The sequence below is a fragment of the Microcoleus sp. B4-D4 genome (assembly GCF_036705185.1).
Lineage (GTDB): Bacteria > Cyanobacteriota > Cyanobacteriia > Cyanobacteriales > Microcoleaceae > Microcoleus.
The window spans coordinates 7,478-22,191 of record NZ_JAUBTX010000014.1; the positions used below are offsets into that span (position 1 = coordinate 7,478).

Below are 14,714 nucleotides of genomic sequence, written 5' to 3' on the forward strand. Positions count from 1 at the left end.
ATTTAATCTAATCTTCAGTCTCGCGTTGCGCGGACTTTGTTTTTGTAGAAGCGATTTCAATCGCCGATTCCCATTGCTGTGGCTTTAACTGGTTGGTACGACGATGATATTTGTCCGAAAAAAAATCCCATTGGAAACCGTAAAAATTTAATCTAATCTTCAGTCTCGCGTTGCGCGGACTTTGTTTTTGTAGAAGCGATTTCAATCGCCGATTCCCATCTAATTCCCATTGTCGGTTCCTAATTCCCATTCAAACCATCGGCAAACTCAACACAAATCCCGGCAACACATCTTCACCCGACAAACTAACCGGAAATTGTACAATCTCCATCTCGCGATTAGCGCGATAAATTTCCACTTGTTCGTCTTGAGGATTAATCAACCAACCCAAACGCAAGAGAACATCCGGCGGTTGAAACCGCGTCTACACAAACAATGTTCGCGCAACGCGAGACTAAGAGTACCCGGCGGTTGAAACCGCGTCTACACAAACAATGTTCGCGCAACGCGAGACTAAGAGATAGGAGATATTTGAGTTCTTCTCCCAACCCCAAATAAAAAAATGCTATAATATCAACTTTAACTCCTAAACTTGTCCAGTCAACAAAGCACAAACTAAAATTTTATGGTGATTATTACTTCACAAGAAATTGCCCAATTTCGATCGCAATTAGCCGAATATCCCGAAGCCCTAAAAGCCCTCGACGAAATCGAAGATTGCGAAGGTAACATCGAAGATGCAGCAATATCTCTGGCAATTCAAGCCGGACAAGAACCGAATATTTCGGAAAAGTGGCTGGACGGATTGGCCAAAAGATGCCGCGTTGCTATCTGCAAATCTGAGGTTAAAGAAGAGTTGACAAACGGACAATTGAATGCAGCATTTAGAGATTTGGTCGCTGCAAAAATTTGTCCTAAAATCTTGGTAACTTCGGTGATTATTTATGTATTTAAAACTGGAGTAAATGATTTTTGCGAGCCTCTCGAATATCAACTGTAAAGGCATTGATGCAGTTAAAATCGCCCCGATTTCCTGAAACAAAACGAGGCGATTTATGAAGAGGGATGGCTACGTCGCGCGGACTTTTATCTATCCCTGTGCGCTGCTGTACCCGGCCGGCACTAAATCCGGCGACAATCCCAAAGATTTCCCCAGCAAACGAGCCAGTTGCACTAAAAAATTGGCAGTATCTCTGTCTCCTTCCCCGGCCATTGAAGCTGATATCTGGATTAGCATTTGCACAAATCCGGCATCTATTAAATCGGAACAGGAACTTAAAACCTCTGGTTCTTGGCCGTTGGGACAGGTGAGCACTCGCTCGATCAAGTTCAAATAAGCTTCTTGGCGTTCTGGATTCATTTTGGGAGGATCGGTACAGTAAATAATTTATTATTACGCTTAATTCTGTTCTGTCAATCAGGCGATCGAGTATGCGATCCCCGTCTTTGCTCTAGAATCTTTATTCCGTCTGGAATAGACAGAAGCTTAAAGAAAATCTTAAGTTTCTTAATCTTAGTTTAGTTGAGGTAAGGTGTTATTTGGCACACTCTAATATTAGGTAAGATAGGCCGACTGGTACCCTAGGATTCAAGAAAATTAGGAATTTATAAAATGAAAATAGGAATATTTTTAGGAAATTTAGGAAATCCCGCTATCTACTATCCCAAACTCGCCCAAATTACCGGCGGAGTTGGTGCGAGTATTTTTCTTTGCCAATTATTGCAATGGAAAGTGCAACATTCCAACTCTAGCGAATGGGTGAAAACTAACAGCAACGAAATAGAAAAAGCCACGGGTTTAAGTCCCGAAGAACAAGAAATCGCGAGGCGCTTGCTAAAAGTGCGATCGCTCTTGAAAGAAAAATCAACAAATCCCCACACCGACACCCTAGAACTCTGGGCGGATATTGACGCTTTTGAGGAAAAACTTAATAACTTTTTTGCCAACAACCACACCGAGACTATAACAGAACCAATTCGCGATCGCACAAATCGCCCTGTAGAAATATTATCCGAAACTTCCCCCCCACAGCGTGCAGTTAAAACCGACAAATATTTCGGACAACCGCGCCAGCAAATAGCCGTTGCTGTCACCGCGAATTACCAATTTAGCGGCCCTTGGAATTCCCAAGAAGAATTGCACAACTTTCAGCGGGCTTTAGAAGAATATGCCAGAGTTCGCAACTTAGGATTTGGCAATCCTTCGGGATGGGCTTTTAAAGTTATTGACGGCATGACAAAAGGCTTAACTTCGACTTTTTGGGACGAATTTATCGCGGGAATTCCTTTGGGAGAAAGTCAGAAAGTTAAGCGGGATTGGGAAATTGAGCCGGAAGTGCCTTATCCGGCGTTTGAAGAGGAGCGAATTCAGTATTACGTCCACAAGGGCGAACCGCTGGAAGCAGCAGTGTCTAAAGCCCGCGCTGACTTGAGAAATCCAGTGTTGGGGAAGGATTTGTGGGAGGGTTTTTTGCGAAAGTGCGATCGTATTGCGGATGATGCGCTGAAAGCAAAACTGCAGGGCGTTGACACACCATATCTGCCGTCTTCCTTCAACGAAAAACCGCAAATCACCAAGGATAGCGTAATGCGGAAATTAGGGGCGATCGGGCCGCAATTTGCCCTGAATCAATCCACATCTGAACCGATGCCAGAACCGCCAAAACTCGAACAAAAAGAGCCGCCAACCGCTGACGAAATTCCCAGTATTTCATCTTTACAAAAAGCTTACAATACTGCGATCGGTCGAAGTATAGTTGAAAAACAAATCGCTGCTAATCCAGACTGGGGCTATGAAATTGTTAATGATGAAATTATAGAATCCATTTTTTTTTAGGAGGCGAATGTGAAGCGAGTTAGCGAGATAAATGCGTTGGGAAAAGAGCGACCAAATCCTTCTGACGAAGAGAGGGAACAACTGCGGCGGAAAAGGTTGCAGCGAGAAAGAGATGAAGGATATCAAAAGTTAGTTGAACTATGCAATTTTGGCGAATATGACATGGCCCAGCAGTTGGCAAATCGACATTTTAATTGGGGTTATGAAATAGTTGATGGGATGGTGATGGAGAAGATAGATTAGATATTAGCCAAAGTCAGGACACGGCAGTGCCGTTTCCCTACAATTAATTGCGCGATGGTTATCAGAAAAGGAAGATTGATGATTATGGGGTAGGGACACGGCACTGCCGTGTCCTCCTTATCTTGTGCAAGTTGATTACCACAATCTCTATGTTACAATTATAACTAAAACTTAAATAACCATCAAAATATGACGACAACTATTAATGCAAAAAATCTAACATTATCAGAAGTACACCGTCTGTTCGGCTTTCAAAAGCAGTACACTAACTCATTTACCTCTCTGTTATCTCTTGAAGATATCACAGAACACGAACAGCAGGAACTTACACAAATTAGGGATGATTTTGATGACTATATTTCCACGGATCGAGTTTCAGAAGGACTGGTAAAAGCTCTGACTACCTTTCCCTTAATGCGATTGGCTGGCTTCTACCGCCGCCCGATTAAAATTAGTTTAGAACAAGATATCGCCGAAATTAGCATTGAAGATGAAGATACTATCATTAAAGGACGGTTTGATATCTTGGCTGTCAACAGGATAAAGCCCATCAGAAGCGATACATATTTTTGGGTTTTGGTAATTGAAAGTAAAAATTCTGGAATCAACGCATTGATGGGTTTATCCCAATTGCTAATCTATGCTTATCAAAATTTAAAATATCAAGACACTATCTGGGGTTTGACAACCAACGGAATGCACTATCAGTTCGTGAATATTCAGGGGGGCAATACTCCAACCTATCAGTTAATGCCTTTTCTGACTTTGATGGAACCCGAATCTTCAGTTGTGTTGTTGCAAGTTTTAAAGGCTATTTGTAAGCTGTAGATGAAGGAAGAAGGAAGAAGGAAGAGGGAAGAAGGATGAAGGAAGAGGGAAGAAGGAAGAAGGAAGAAGGAAGAAGAAACATCTTGCTTTGATTCGGAGACTCTCTTGAAATTATCTGCGTTGATATGTGTTTATCTGCCTTTCATCTACGGTATATCTATCAATAAAAGATTTATCTAATAAGTCTAATCATCATCGCCCTAAAAAAAAATGAGGCGGGGAGAATTCCCTACCTCAATTTTTAGCTAACTTTTCCCCTAAAAAAATAGGGCTGTTAAAGCTTAGTAGCCTCTGCTGTTAGGCTTGTGGACGATGAAGCTGAGCACTTGGCACTGCTTCACGTTGTCAAAACCCATGACGCGGATGTAGCACTGAGGATTTTCTTGGCGGCAAGCTTGAATTTCAGTCATGATTTCTTGGACGCTGCGAGCACCAAACAAAGGCAACTTCCACAAAGTCCAGTAGCGCATTTCAGCAGCAGAACTTTCGTTGAATTCTACGCCGGGAATGTAGCCTTGATCCAGGATGTATTGGAGTTGCTTGGCAATTTGGGAGTCTGTCAGCGGGGGCAAATAGGACAGAGTTTCGTAACGACGCTCTTTAGGTAAAGTCTTCATTTTTTGTATCTCTAAGGTGTGTGTTCGATCGCACTTCTCGATCGATTAACTCGACAAATTATCCAGATTCGGTTCAGAATCTATTGATGCTTCAGGATGACTGGTAGAAACAGACCAATTAAGTTGCGTAATTCGCTCTAAATGCTGGCGTCTGTGTTCCATATTCGACTGTTGAATGCCAGTACAAACCATTTCTGGCAAAAATTCCGTCACATCGTGAGCCAGATATTCTCGCACAGTCATGATCCGAAATCCTAAATCTTGATTTTCCCTCAGCAGCTCGTCAATGTAAGCTTCTCCATCTTGGATTTTGTTCTTCGTGGAAAAGTCATTCAACCAGATGGCTTGGGCAGGATTGGTTTCGCTCAACTGAGCGACCACAATCCGCACGGATTGATAGGTTAGGTAACTTGCCAGCACCTTAGCGGTGTCTTTCGCAACTTGTTTGAGATCCATTTTTGACCCCAGCTCCCTCAAATTTGAGATTTTGGATTTTAGATTTTAGATGCAAACTTACTTGTAAATCTTCTTCAAAGATAAAGACTTAAGAGCAAGTTTGCGACCTAAAACCTAAAATCTGCAACCCAAAATCATCAAACGGTATCCATTGCCTCGAACTCAAACTTGATTTCTTTCCAGAGTTCGCAAGCAACAGCCAATTCAGGGCTCCATTTGCAAGCTTCGCGAATGATGTCTCCGCCTTCGCGCATCAAGTTGCGGCCTTCGTTACGAGCTTGGACGCAAGCTTCCAAAGCAACGCGGTTAGCTGTTGCACCAGGTGCATTACCCCAAGGGTGGCCCAAGGTGCCGCCGCCGAACTGCAAGCAGGAGTCGTCGCCGAAGATTTCAACCAAGGCTGGCATATGCCAGATGTGGATACCACCAGAAGCAACCGGCATGACACCGGGCATGGAGGCCCAATCTTGGGTGAAGTAAATACCGCGAGCGCGGTCTTGTTCGATGTGGTCTTCGCGCATCAAGTCTACGAAGCCCATCGTGATGCCTTTTTCGCCTTCGAGTTTGCCCACAACTGTACCGGAGTGCAGGTGGTCGCCGCCGGACATCCGCAAGCACTTGGCAAGTACGCGGAAGTGGATACCGTGGTTTTTTTGACGATCGATCACGGCGTGCATGGCGCGGTGAATGTGCAGCAAAATACCGTTTTTGCGGCACCATTTGGCCAAGCTGGTGTTTGCAGTGAAACCACCGGTTAGGTAGTCGTGCATGATGATCGGGGTTTTGATTTCTTTGGCGAACTCAGCCCGTTCCATCATTTCTTCAAAGGTAGGGGCAGTTACGTTTAAGTAGTGACCCTTGACTTCGCCGGTTTCTGCTTGAGCTTTTTCAATAGCTTCTTGAACGAACAGGAAGCGATCGCGCCAGCGCATGAACGGTTGCGAGTTGATGTTTTCGTCGTCTTTGGTAAAGTCCAAACCGCCGCGCAGAACTTCGTAAACGGCACGGCCGTAGTTCTTCGCAGACAGACCCAATTTGGGCTTAATTGTACAACCGAGCAAAGGACGGCCGTACTTGTTCAATTTGTCCCGCTCAACAGTAATACCGTGAGGAGGGCCTTGGAAGGTTTTCAGGTAAGCAATGGGAATCCGCAAGTCTTCCAACCGCAGAGCACGCAGAGCTTTGAAACCGAATACGTTACCGACCAAAGAGGTCAGCAAGTTGGTGACGGAACCTTCTTCAAACAAATCCAAAGGATAGGCGATGAAGCAGATGTATTGGTTGTCTTCGCCCGGAACTGGCTCGATGTCGTAGCAGCGACCTTTGTAGCGGTCAAGGTCGGTCAGGAGGTCAGTCCAAACAGTCGTCCATGTACCGGTGGAAGATTCAGCGGCCACAGCAGCTCCAGCTTCTTCTGGGGGAACTCCTGGCTGCGGTGTGACGCGGAATGCTGCCAAAATATCTGTATCTTTCGGCGTGTAGTCCGGTGTGTAATACGTTAGTTTATAGTCTTGAACTCCGGCTTTATACCCAGCCTTTGATTGAGTTTGGGTTTGCGCGTAAGCCATATCTCGCTTCCTAGTATTCGCTTAATTTTTTTGCCCGATCGCAGGCTGTTAAAAATATATCAATAAATGGGTGCTCTTTAATTTTAATATTCTTTTAATCCTCATAAGTATTGTTTATTTTTCTTTATATTTAGATATTTTTTGTAACATATCTTATTAAACGAAAGCGGCAAAGGATGCAGGGGGAAAGGCTGGGGATCGAGGAGATTTTGGATTTTAGATTTTAGATTTTAGATTGAGGAAACAGGAAAGATTAGTTATAAATACTTAATTTTATGGTGGAGATCGATTAAATTTGAAATTGTAAATTTTAGGTTGGGGGGAGGAAAAGTTAGTTATAAATACTTAATTTTAGGGTAGGAGATCGATCTCAACTGCAATCGAGTATGCAATTATTTAATTGAAAATCCCGTGGGGGGCCGAGAAACCGGGTTTATGGGAAAAATTTGGGTGTATTAACGAGAAATATACCAATAAACCGGGTTTTTGAGGTTGTAAAGCCCGATCGCGCCAACTCTCCCAAAATCCAAAATCCAAAATCTAAAATCCCGTGGGTGGGCGAGAAACCGGGTTTCTGAGAAAAATTTGGGTGTATTAACGAGAAATATAGCAAGAAACCGGGTTTCTGAGGTTGTAAAGCCCGATCGCGCCAACTCTGGCACAATCTTCAATCGAAAATCCAAAATCGAAAATCTAAAATCGACTGACTCTCAGAGGGCAAAGTCAAAAATCGACAGCATAGCACATAATATGGACAGGACTGATGCAGCAGCAACCTGGTTTTTCCAACCAAAATCCGTCGTTACAGCAATTAAACTTCGCTTAAAACCGGGTTTCTGCCTTAGCTGCGCGTAAGTCTAATATGGATATCTAGCCCCATTTCTACTCTGGTTGTGCCTCACCCCCCTTCAAAAGCCGTCCACTGCATCAATCCAGATTGCCCAAGGCCTTACCCTCAGACTTGGGGCAACAATTTTTGTCAGAATTGCGGGACTCCGCTGCGGCTAAAAAATCGCTACGTTCCTTTAGAAGTTCTCGGTTCCGGGGGTTTTGCAGCCATATACACGGTTTGGGACACAGAAACTCAAACCGATCGCGTCCTGAAAGTATTGCTCGAAACTGCCCCGAAAGCGCTGAAACTGTTCGAGCAAGAAGCTTGGGTTTTGGCATTTTTGCGGCATCCCGGTGTCCCGATAGTCGAGCCGGACGGTTATTTTCATGTCAAAACCCAAAATTTTTCAGGCGTGGATAGAAATGTCACAGCGAGGCACTTGCCTTGTTTGGTCATGGAAAAAATTCACGGCAAAACTTTAGAAGCAGTTCTCGAAGAACACTCTCAGGGGTGTCCGCAGGAATGGGTGTTTAGTTGGCTGAGTCAAGCTGTGGATATTTTAGAGGAATTGCACAGGTGTCAGATTATTCACCGCGACATTAAACCGAGCAATTTGATGCTGCGAGACCCGGAATCGCCACAAGTTTTGCTGAGCAAGGGTTTGGGCGGACTGCAATTGGTGGCGATCGACTTTGGGGGAGTTAAACAGATGGGCGGTGGCGCACCGGTGGGGAAAGATTCTCCGAGCTCGACGCGCTTGATTTCGCCCGGATACAGCCCGCCGGAACAAATTGTGGGCGGTGGTGTGGTACCGGCGACGGATTTTTATGCTTTGGGGCGGACTTGCATTCATTTGCTGACGGGGAAGTATCCCGCTGAAATTGAAGATCCGATGACGGGTGAGTTGCGGTGGCGACATATTGTGTCTGTGAGTCCGGCTTTGGCGAATTTGTTGGATGATATGGTGCGATCGAACGTGCAGGATCGTCCGGCTGCGGCTGGGGATGTTCGATCGCGCTTGCAGGAGATTTATGCTAGGAGTAAGGGCAAAATTGCGACGGCCCCAGCCGGTCAAGCTATTGTGGAATTCTGCCGGCAAGTGGTGGTGGCGGGGGCGCAAAAAACCGCAAGTTTGACGGTTTTGCTGTTCGGGGCGATCGCCCAAATCGTAGTAGCTTCTCTCGATACCGGCTGGGAAATGGTGCTCGGCGGGGTTGGTGGATGTGCCGGGGCGATCGGCGGTTTAGTTTTGATCTCTGCGCCTGTCGGCCAGGAAATTGCCAGTTTTCTAAATGAAGGTTTGCACCAATTAATCCATGACATGACTTTTACTGTCGGGCCGGAATTGCTGCTGTTTGCCTTTGCGGGTTGGGGAACTGCGATCGGTTTGACGGATGCGGGGAGTTTTCGCCAGCACAAACAGTATTGGCTGTCGGGATTGATGGGAGCTCAAGCCTATTTGTTGGCTGGTTTGTGCTGGATGGAAGCAACGACTTCTAGCGGCGTGCAGGGGATTATTTTGGGGGCTTTTGCGATCGCCTCTATGACTGTAGGAATGGGTTTGCGTAGCCATCAATTAGTTCATGCTTTGGTGGTGGCTGTTTGTTCTACGGGAATTCTTCTGTTTTTGAATGCTTGGAATATTTTTCCTGGGAGTTTCTTTGCGATTTTGTCACAATCGTCTAATACTAATTTCTGGCTGCAAGTTTGGGGTGCGATCGCCTTTTTTGGTTTGTTGGGAAGTACGATCGGGCTTTGTTTGGGAGTGAGTCATTATTTAGTTGTGCCCGTGCTCAGGTGGTTGGGCTGGCGCTAATTAGGGCAAAAACGGTTCGTAGTGCGAACCATTGGGGAGCATCTCAGTTTTGCAAAAAGCATTTTTTTATGATAGTGCGAGCTTAAGAGCTCGCGAGTACAATACGCGAGCTCTTAAGCTCGCACTATAATGCAAAACTAATACCATTTTTCTAAAGATGTGCTATAGATGAATTCCGAAGCCCCCCCTTAATAAGGGGGGGTTGGGGGGGTAAAATCTAGCGCTAATTTATGAAATTGGTATAAGATGCTCCCAACCATTGATGATGGAGTGGCTAAACGCCAGTCATAACTTTGGTAGAATTTGTTTCTGTTAATTCTGCCAAGGAATGCGATCGCACTGCGCGAAACATCCCAAAGCGACATAGCCCCACACCAAACGCTAATCGCATTAGTAAAAGTGTCGGTACTTCTCGCAGAGACTTGATAAAACCTGATACACCAAAACGTACTAATCCGACCGGTCTAACTATACCTTGCCAGATAGAATCTATCCAAGAAGGAAGGGTTTCTTGCGTCCAATCTGCGGTGGTCACAGTGCCCTCCACAAACCCCGTTTCTTCTAAAAGTTCTGAAAAGCCCTCGATGCTTGAGAAAGCCGGATGCGACCACTGATCCAGCAGTTGTCGCATTACGGGTTTCTCCCAAAAATTGAGAGGGATTTGGCGCGAGTCTCTTTGATTCCAGTCAGCCACAACCAGCAGGCCACCAGGCTTGATTACCCTCATCAACTCTTTGGCAAAAACAGCTTTATCTGGCATATGGGGCCCTGCTTCGATCGACCAAACCACATCAAAACTCGCATCGGGAAACGAAAGCGCCATAGCATCATCCACCCGAAACTGCAGATCGAGTTCTGGGGGAGTTAATTCTTGAGCGCGTTTAACTTGCTGCGGGCTGATAGTAATTCCCGTCACAGCAAACTTATAATCCTGGGCCAGAATGCGGCTGCTACCGCCAATTCCACAGCCCACATCTAGAACAGTAGTACCAGCAGGTAATCCATCTAAGCCGCCCCAGCGCACCATTTCATGCACAAAATCGGATTTTGCTGTGAGGAAATCTTTCCGTTGTGGCGGCGAACCGTAATGGCCTAAGTGGATGTGTTCGCCCCAGTAAAATTCCAAAATCCCGTCTTCTGTCCACTCGTCGTAGGAGTTGGCCACAGAGTCGGATGATTGATAAGGGCGAGCCGTGATTAAATAGAGCACAAGGGCGATCGCCAGCAGTCCAAACAAAAGTCCAAATACTACAAATAAATTCATTTTTTCCTTTCTCTTATCATCTCAGGAGCTAGCACAAAATTCAATTTGGTGCGTTTTTGATTCACGATGTCTATTTGTCGCGACAGACTACAGCGAAAAAGTTAGCGATTTATGGGCGATCGCCTAGTCTTTACTGTCACGAATCAGCTATTATCTGACTGAACATCTATCAGCAATCGGTGAAATTTCATAGACTTGCGTTGCATAAGTCTTCATCGATACATCAACCGCAGATGTCAAGCAGATCGACACAGATGCAACGCAGATGATTTTCCGATAATTTGTGAATGAATGCCAGAGGTAAAATCAATATCTTTCTCATTCCATAGAGCGATTTTGACCCCAACAATCGGTTTTTTGCCGCGTACTTTTATCGTACCGGGCACTAAATTTTAGTAGAAAATTCAAGCTCTAGTGATTCACTGCGCTGCAAGTAAATCTTCAAGGCCCCAATCTTCTATAGGGCGATCTATTAAATAATACTGAATTAACCATCATCTATGCCTCGCAGACGAAAAAGAACAGGTTTGCGATCGGCGGGTCTTCTGACTGAGAGACTCTATCATCTCATCACAGTTGCGGGACAGCAGCGGATTTGCACCGAATTTTCCCCGTTTCTTCCAACGCTGGTTTGTTGTTGGAACCGATTTTTGTACATATATGATGTTATCACAATTTTGGCTTGTTTGCATCAAAAACTGTGAAATATGTCAGCAATCTCACAAATTGCGGCACCCGAACGCATTACTATGGTTTGGTGGTGGCAGGGGCGATCGACTCACCAATCAAAACCGCCCGATTAATTTAAGCTGATTAAAAATTAGGTTGCGAAAATCCGATGCTCCCCAAGAATAACGGCAAAAAGTTACGATTATTGACAGGGTTCTCAGTCTCGCGATTTATTCGTTGGTTCGCAAGCGCGATCGGGCTATTTCTCAGTCTCTGGATCGTCGTACCAGCACCGACGATGTTTTTGTATCCTTTGGCGGTGGGTGCACCAGAAATTAGTCCTTGGTTGGTGGGCCTAAATACGATCGCCCTTTTGCTGAATCTGCTCAAACGACATCGAGGCAAAGTCTACATTACTTTACTAATTTGTAACCTGTTCGCCCTCATTCTGAGCCTGCTTCCGCTGATGCAACTAACAGCAACGAACGCAGCGATAGCTACCGAAATGCCAGCAGTTTTAGGCACAAACTATTTAGCCACCCTTCCTCAAACCCTGCGCGCGCAGCTACGCCCTCAACCGTTTATCCTAGCAGATGCGTTCCGGGGAATTCCCATCAGAGACATCAGGAGCGATCGGCATATTGTATTTGCTAACCCTGACGGAGTTTCACTTAAAATCAACCTTTACCGGCCGATGCAAATTGGCAAATATCCCGCGATAATCATGCTTTACGGAGGAGCTTGGCAAAGAGGTAATCCCGATTACAATGAAGAATTCAACCGCTACATGGCCGCGCGAGGTTATTGTGTTGTAGCAATTGATTACCGCCACGCTCCCAAATATAAGTTTCCGGCTCAGCTTGAAGACGTGCAAGCCGCTCTTTCCTACATCAAAACTCATGCCGGTGATTGGGAAATCGATCTTGATAAAATTGCTTTGATGGGAAGGTCTGCAGGGGCCCATTTAGCAATGCTAACTACTTACGGTTCAAGCGCGCTTCCCATCAGAGCAGTGGTGAATTATTACGGCCCCAATAACCTGATTGGGGGATACAATGACCCACCTTTTCCTGATGCGATAGATGTTCGAGCCGTCTTGCGTGCCTTTCTCGGAGGAACGCCAGAGGAACTCAAGGAGCTTTACCGTCGGGCTTCTCCCATCAATTACGTTAAACCGAATCTTCCCCCTTCTCTACTGGTTTATGCAGGTCGCGACCATATCGTACAGGCTAAGTTTGGGCGATCGCTCTACGAACGATTGCGCGCCACAGGAAATCGTGCTATTTTGCTCGAAATTCCTTGGGCAGAACACGCCTTTGATGCAGTTTTTAATGGGCCTAGCAATCAATTAGCTTTGTATTACACAGAACGTTTTTTAGCTTGGGCTTTGAAGTCTCCCGATTACCAATTCATCCCACTCCCAAAAACCAATGCAGCTCTATAAATCAAAAGGTTTCATACCCTGTCCCATCGATTAACCGATCTAACAAAGGTTCGTAGTACGGAATGCGAGTCCGCTCATTTGTTGCGGACACTGACTGACGCACGCGCGATCCAATCGCGAGATCGGTCAATCGACCGGGGACGATATTAAGCAGAGGACTTTCGCGCCCACTACAAACCATAAATTCAAAGCAGAGTTGCTTTATTCGTAAACTCTCATTAAATCATCTGCCTTACCTCCGCAGTTGACCGAACAACCGAAGATTTACGCAAGAAGTTGATTGAGAATTTTTCGACTTCCAACCCCGGATTTATAGAGATTCAAAAGTAGCGGTAAAGCCATCCAAAGTCAAGCATTCTTCCATGAAATCCTCTACATCATTGACATTTTCAAGTTTATATTCCATGATGCGTTCACCGTCGCCTTTCATCTTTTTGGAAGAAAGAGGCGTGGCCGGATATTTTTCTGCGATCGCCTTAAAAGCTTTGGAATGGGTTTCCCAGCTTGCTGCAGAACAATTAATAATTAAAAGCCACATTATCGAATTCCTCCTAGGGTTTGGTTTAGTAATAATCCCAATTAAAATTGGGTTTACAAAGCAGATAAATCTAGCGATTCTGTTGTTTGGAAAAAAGCTAAAAGCCGAGCAACTATGAGAGCGACACCACCATTAACATTAGACTCAACATTCAAAACCATCACCGGATCGTGCAACGATAAGCGTAACAAAAACCAGCCGGATTCGCTAGCTGATGTGCAAGAAATTCGCACGCCTTCGTAGTTATTGGGAACAATTTTCCAGTCGGCTTGCGTTGAGGTAAAATCTTGCAGTTTGTCGATGACAGCCTCTCCCAGAACTTTGAAATCATCCACATTAATTTTAATCCGAAATTCTGCACTTTCTGCGGGTTCTTGTAAATTAGCAATTAAATCTGGTAACGATTGATTGGCTAGCTTAGATTTAGCCAATTCAATCAATAATTTGCTCACCAAGTAAGCGCCATCATCCAGAAAATAATTTTCTTTCAAAGCTCCATGTCCAGAGGTTTCAATCGCCAGCCATGACTCCTGTCCGGCTTGATTCAGGCGAACCGACTCGTCAATCACATTTTTGTAGCCGCGTTTAAAGCGATGGTGAATCCCTTTTAAATCCTGTTCGATGAATTGCGTTAAACCATCGGAGGTGATAGAATCGGTGACAATGGTAGAGCCTGGATGTTCTTGTAAGACGATCGCAGAAATCAAAGCAATTAAGCGATTGCGATTGAGTTCCTTGCCAATTCCATCGACGGCCGCACTGCGATCGACATCAGTATCAAAAATAATCCCAAAATCAGCATGATTTTCAATTACCGCTTGACAAATTGACTGCATTGCCTGTTTATCTTCGGGATTGGGTACATGATTGGGAAAAGTACCATCTGGTTCTAAAAATTGACTGCCGGTAGTGTCTGCACCTAAAGGTTTTAAGACTTTATCGACATAAAATCCGCCCGCACCATTCCCCGCATCCACAACAATTTTTAACCCTGTCAGCGGTTGCTCAAAGTTATCGGGATGATTGACTGATTCCCGAATTTTTTTGACAAATTGGTTGGCATAAACAGAGATAAAATCATGCTTGGTAATGTTACCGGGCGCTGCGGCTGACTGAAAATGATTGCTTTGGGCTAGTGTTAAAATATCGGTAATATCTTTTTTTTGTAACCCACCGTTGGCGGTGAAAAACTTTAAGCCGTTGCGATTAAAAGGCAAATGGCTAGCAGTGAGCATAATCGCGCCGTCGCAATAAAAACCGGGGGTTATGGTACTCATAAACATGGCGGGGGTTGAGGCCATTTCAAAGTCGTATACTGTGGCACCAACTGAGGCGATTCCGTCCATGACTGCTTGCATTAATGTTGGCCCGGAGAGGCGGCTGTCACGCCCGATCGCAATTATCAACGCTGCAGCCGGTTTGTGGACTTTTTTCACCAGCCAACTGACAAAGGATTTACCTAAAATTGTGGCAATTTCGGGCGTGAGGTTGACTTGTTCACCGGGAACGCCTTCGAGGGCGATACCACGAATATCTGAGCCATTTTGGAGTTTTTTCCAGTTATAGTTTTGCATAATTATTTTTTTACTATCCTCACTATTTC

At 45.1% G+C, this 14,714-nt stretch carries 13 protein-coding genes, 1 pseudogene and 1 riboswitch; of the genes and pseudogenes, 6 read left to right on the forward strand and 8 right to left on the reverse strand.

The window, feature by feature from the left end; all coding sequences use genetic code 11:
* Positions 1-250 precede the first annotated feature (250 nt).
* Positions 251-397: pseudogene (locus tag QUB13_RS13165) on the reverse strand (Uma2 family endonuclease); the annotation flags it as partial.
* Between the two features lie 228 nt (positions 398-625).
* On the opposite strand from QUB13_RS13165, the gene QUB13_RS13170 reads away from it, so the two are divergent.
* Entirely contained in the window at positions 626-1,000 is a 375-nt protein-coding gene (locus tag QUB13_RS13170; protein ID WP_194012741.1) for a hypothetical protein, read from the forward strand.
* Between the two features lie 90 nt (positions 1,001-1,090).
* Here the strand turns inward: QUB13_RS13170 and QUB13_RS13175 are convergent, their stop codons facing one another.
* Positions 1,091-1,360, reverse strand: a complete 270-nt coding sequence (locus tag QUB13_RS13175) for a hypothetical protein (protein ID WP_333091071.1) — start codon at positions 1,358-1,360, stop codon at positions 1,091-1,093.
* 252 nt (positions 1,361-1,612) lie between these two features.
* On the opposite strand from QUB13_RS13175, the gene QUB13_RS13180 reads away from it, so the two are divergent.
* From QUB13_RS13180 to QUB13_RS13190, 3 genes are all read left to right on the forward strand, one after another.
* Positions 1,613-2,836, forward strand: coding sequence for a hypothetical protein (locus QUB13_RS13180; protein ID WP_333381339.1), 1,224 nt, complete (start codon positions 1,613-1,615; stop codon positions 2,834-2,836).
* 9 nt (positions 2,837-2,845) lie between these two features.
* The gene (locus tag QUB13_RS13185) at positions 2,846-3,079 is read left to right on the forward strand and encodes a hypothetical protein (RefSeq protein WP_333381342.1); all 234 of its coding nucleotides are present in this window, start codon (positions 2,846-2,848) and stop codon (positions 3,077-3,079) included.
* A 189-nt stretch (positions 3,080-3,268) separates the two neighbouring features.
* Positions 3,269-3,907: a restriction endonuclease subunit R gene (locus QUB13_RS13190; RefSeq protein WP_333381344.1), complete on the forward strand. Its 639-nt coding sequence runs from the start codon at positions 3,269-3,271 to the stop codon at positions 3,905-3,907.
* A 281-nt stretch (positions 3,908-4,188) separates the two neighbouring features.
* Here the strand turns inward: QUB13_RS13190 and QUB13_RS13195 are convergent, their stop codons facing one another.
* The 3 genes from QUB13_RS13195 to QUB13_RS13205 all read right to left on the reverse strand — a co-directional run bounded on the left by QUB13_RS13195 (position 4,189) and on the right by QUB13_RS13205 (position 6,548).
* Entirely contained in the window at positions 4,189-4,524 is a 336-nt protein-coding gene (locus QUB13_RS13195; RefSeq protein ID WP_333091076.1) for a ribulose bisphosphate carboxylase small subunit, read from the reverse strand.
* 45 nt (positions 4,525-4,569) lie between these two features.
* Positions 4,570-4,980 carry a RuBisCO chaperone RbcX gene (rcbX, locus tag QUB13_RS13200; protein WP_194012735.1) on the reverse strand — a complete coding sequence of 137 codons (411 nt, stop codon included), beginning with the start codon at positions 4,978-4,980 and terminating at the stop codon, positions 4,570-4,572.
* A 137-nt stretch (positions 4,981-5,117) separates the two neighbouring features.
* Positions 5,118-6,548: a form I ribulose bisphosphate carboxylase large subunit gene (locus QUB13_RS13205; protein ID WP_333381347.1), complete on the reverse strand. Its 1,431-nt coding sequence runs from the start codon at positions 6,546-6,548 to the stop codon at positions 5,118-5,120.
* A gap of 893 nt (positions 6,549-7,441) precedes the next feature.
* On the opposite strand from QUB13_RS13205, the gene QUB13_RS13210 reads away from it, so the two are divergent.
* On the forward strand, positions 7,442-9,196 hold the full coding sequence (locus QUB13_RS13210) for a serine/threonine protein kinase (protein ID WP_333381350.1): 1,755 nt from the start codon (positions 7,442-7,444) through the stop codon (positions 9,194-9,196).
* A 274-nt stretch (positions 9,197-9,470) separates the two neighbouring features.
* On the opposite strand, the gene QUB13_RS13215 is transcribed toward QUB13_RS13210, so the two are convergent.
* On the reverse strand, positions 9,471-10,460 hold the full coding sequence (locus QUB13_RS13215) for a methyltransferase domain-containing protein (RefSeq protein WP_333381353.1): 990 nt from the start codon (positions 10,458-10,460) through the stop codon (positions 9,471-9,473).
* A 518-nt stretch (positions 10,461-10,978) separates the two neighbouring features.
* Positions 10,979-11,123, reverse strand: a riboswitch (cobalamin riboswitch).
* 175 nt (positions 11,124-11,298) lie between these two features.
* On the opposite strand from QUB13_RS13215, the gene QUB13_RS13220 reads away from it, so the two are divergent.
* Positions 11,299-12,573, forward strand: coding sequence for an alpha/beta hydrolase (locus QUB13_RS13220; RefSeq protein WP_333381356.1), 1,275 nt, complete (start codon positions 11,299-11,301; stop codon positions 12,571-12,573).
* Positions 12,574-12,883: 310 nt separating this feature from the next.
* Here the strand turns inward: QUB13_RS13220 and QUB13_RS13225 are convergent, their stop codons facing one another.
* Positions 12,884-13,111: a hypothetical protein gene (locus QUB13_RS13225; RefSeq protein ID WP_194011858.1), complete on the reverse strand. Its 228-nt coding sequence runs from the start codon at positions 13,109-13,111 to the stop codon at positions 12,884-12,886.
* 53 nt (positions 13,112-13,164) lie between these two features.
* A complete protein-coding gene (locus tag QUB13_RS13230) occupies positions 13,165-14,685 on the reverse strand; it encodes a phosphomannomutase/phosphoglucomutase (RefSeq protein ID WP_333381359.1) in 1,521 nt (506 codons plus the stop codon).
* Between the last annotated feature and the right edge of the window lie 29 nt (positions 14,686-14,714).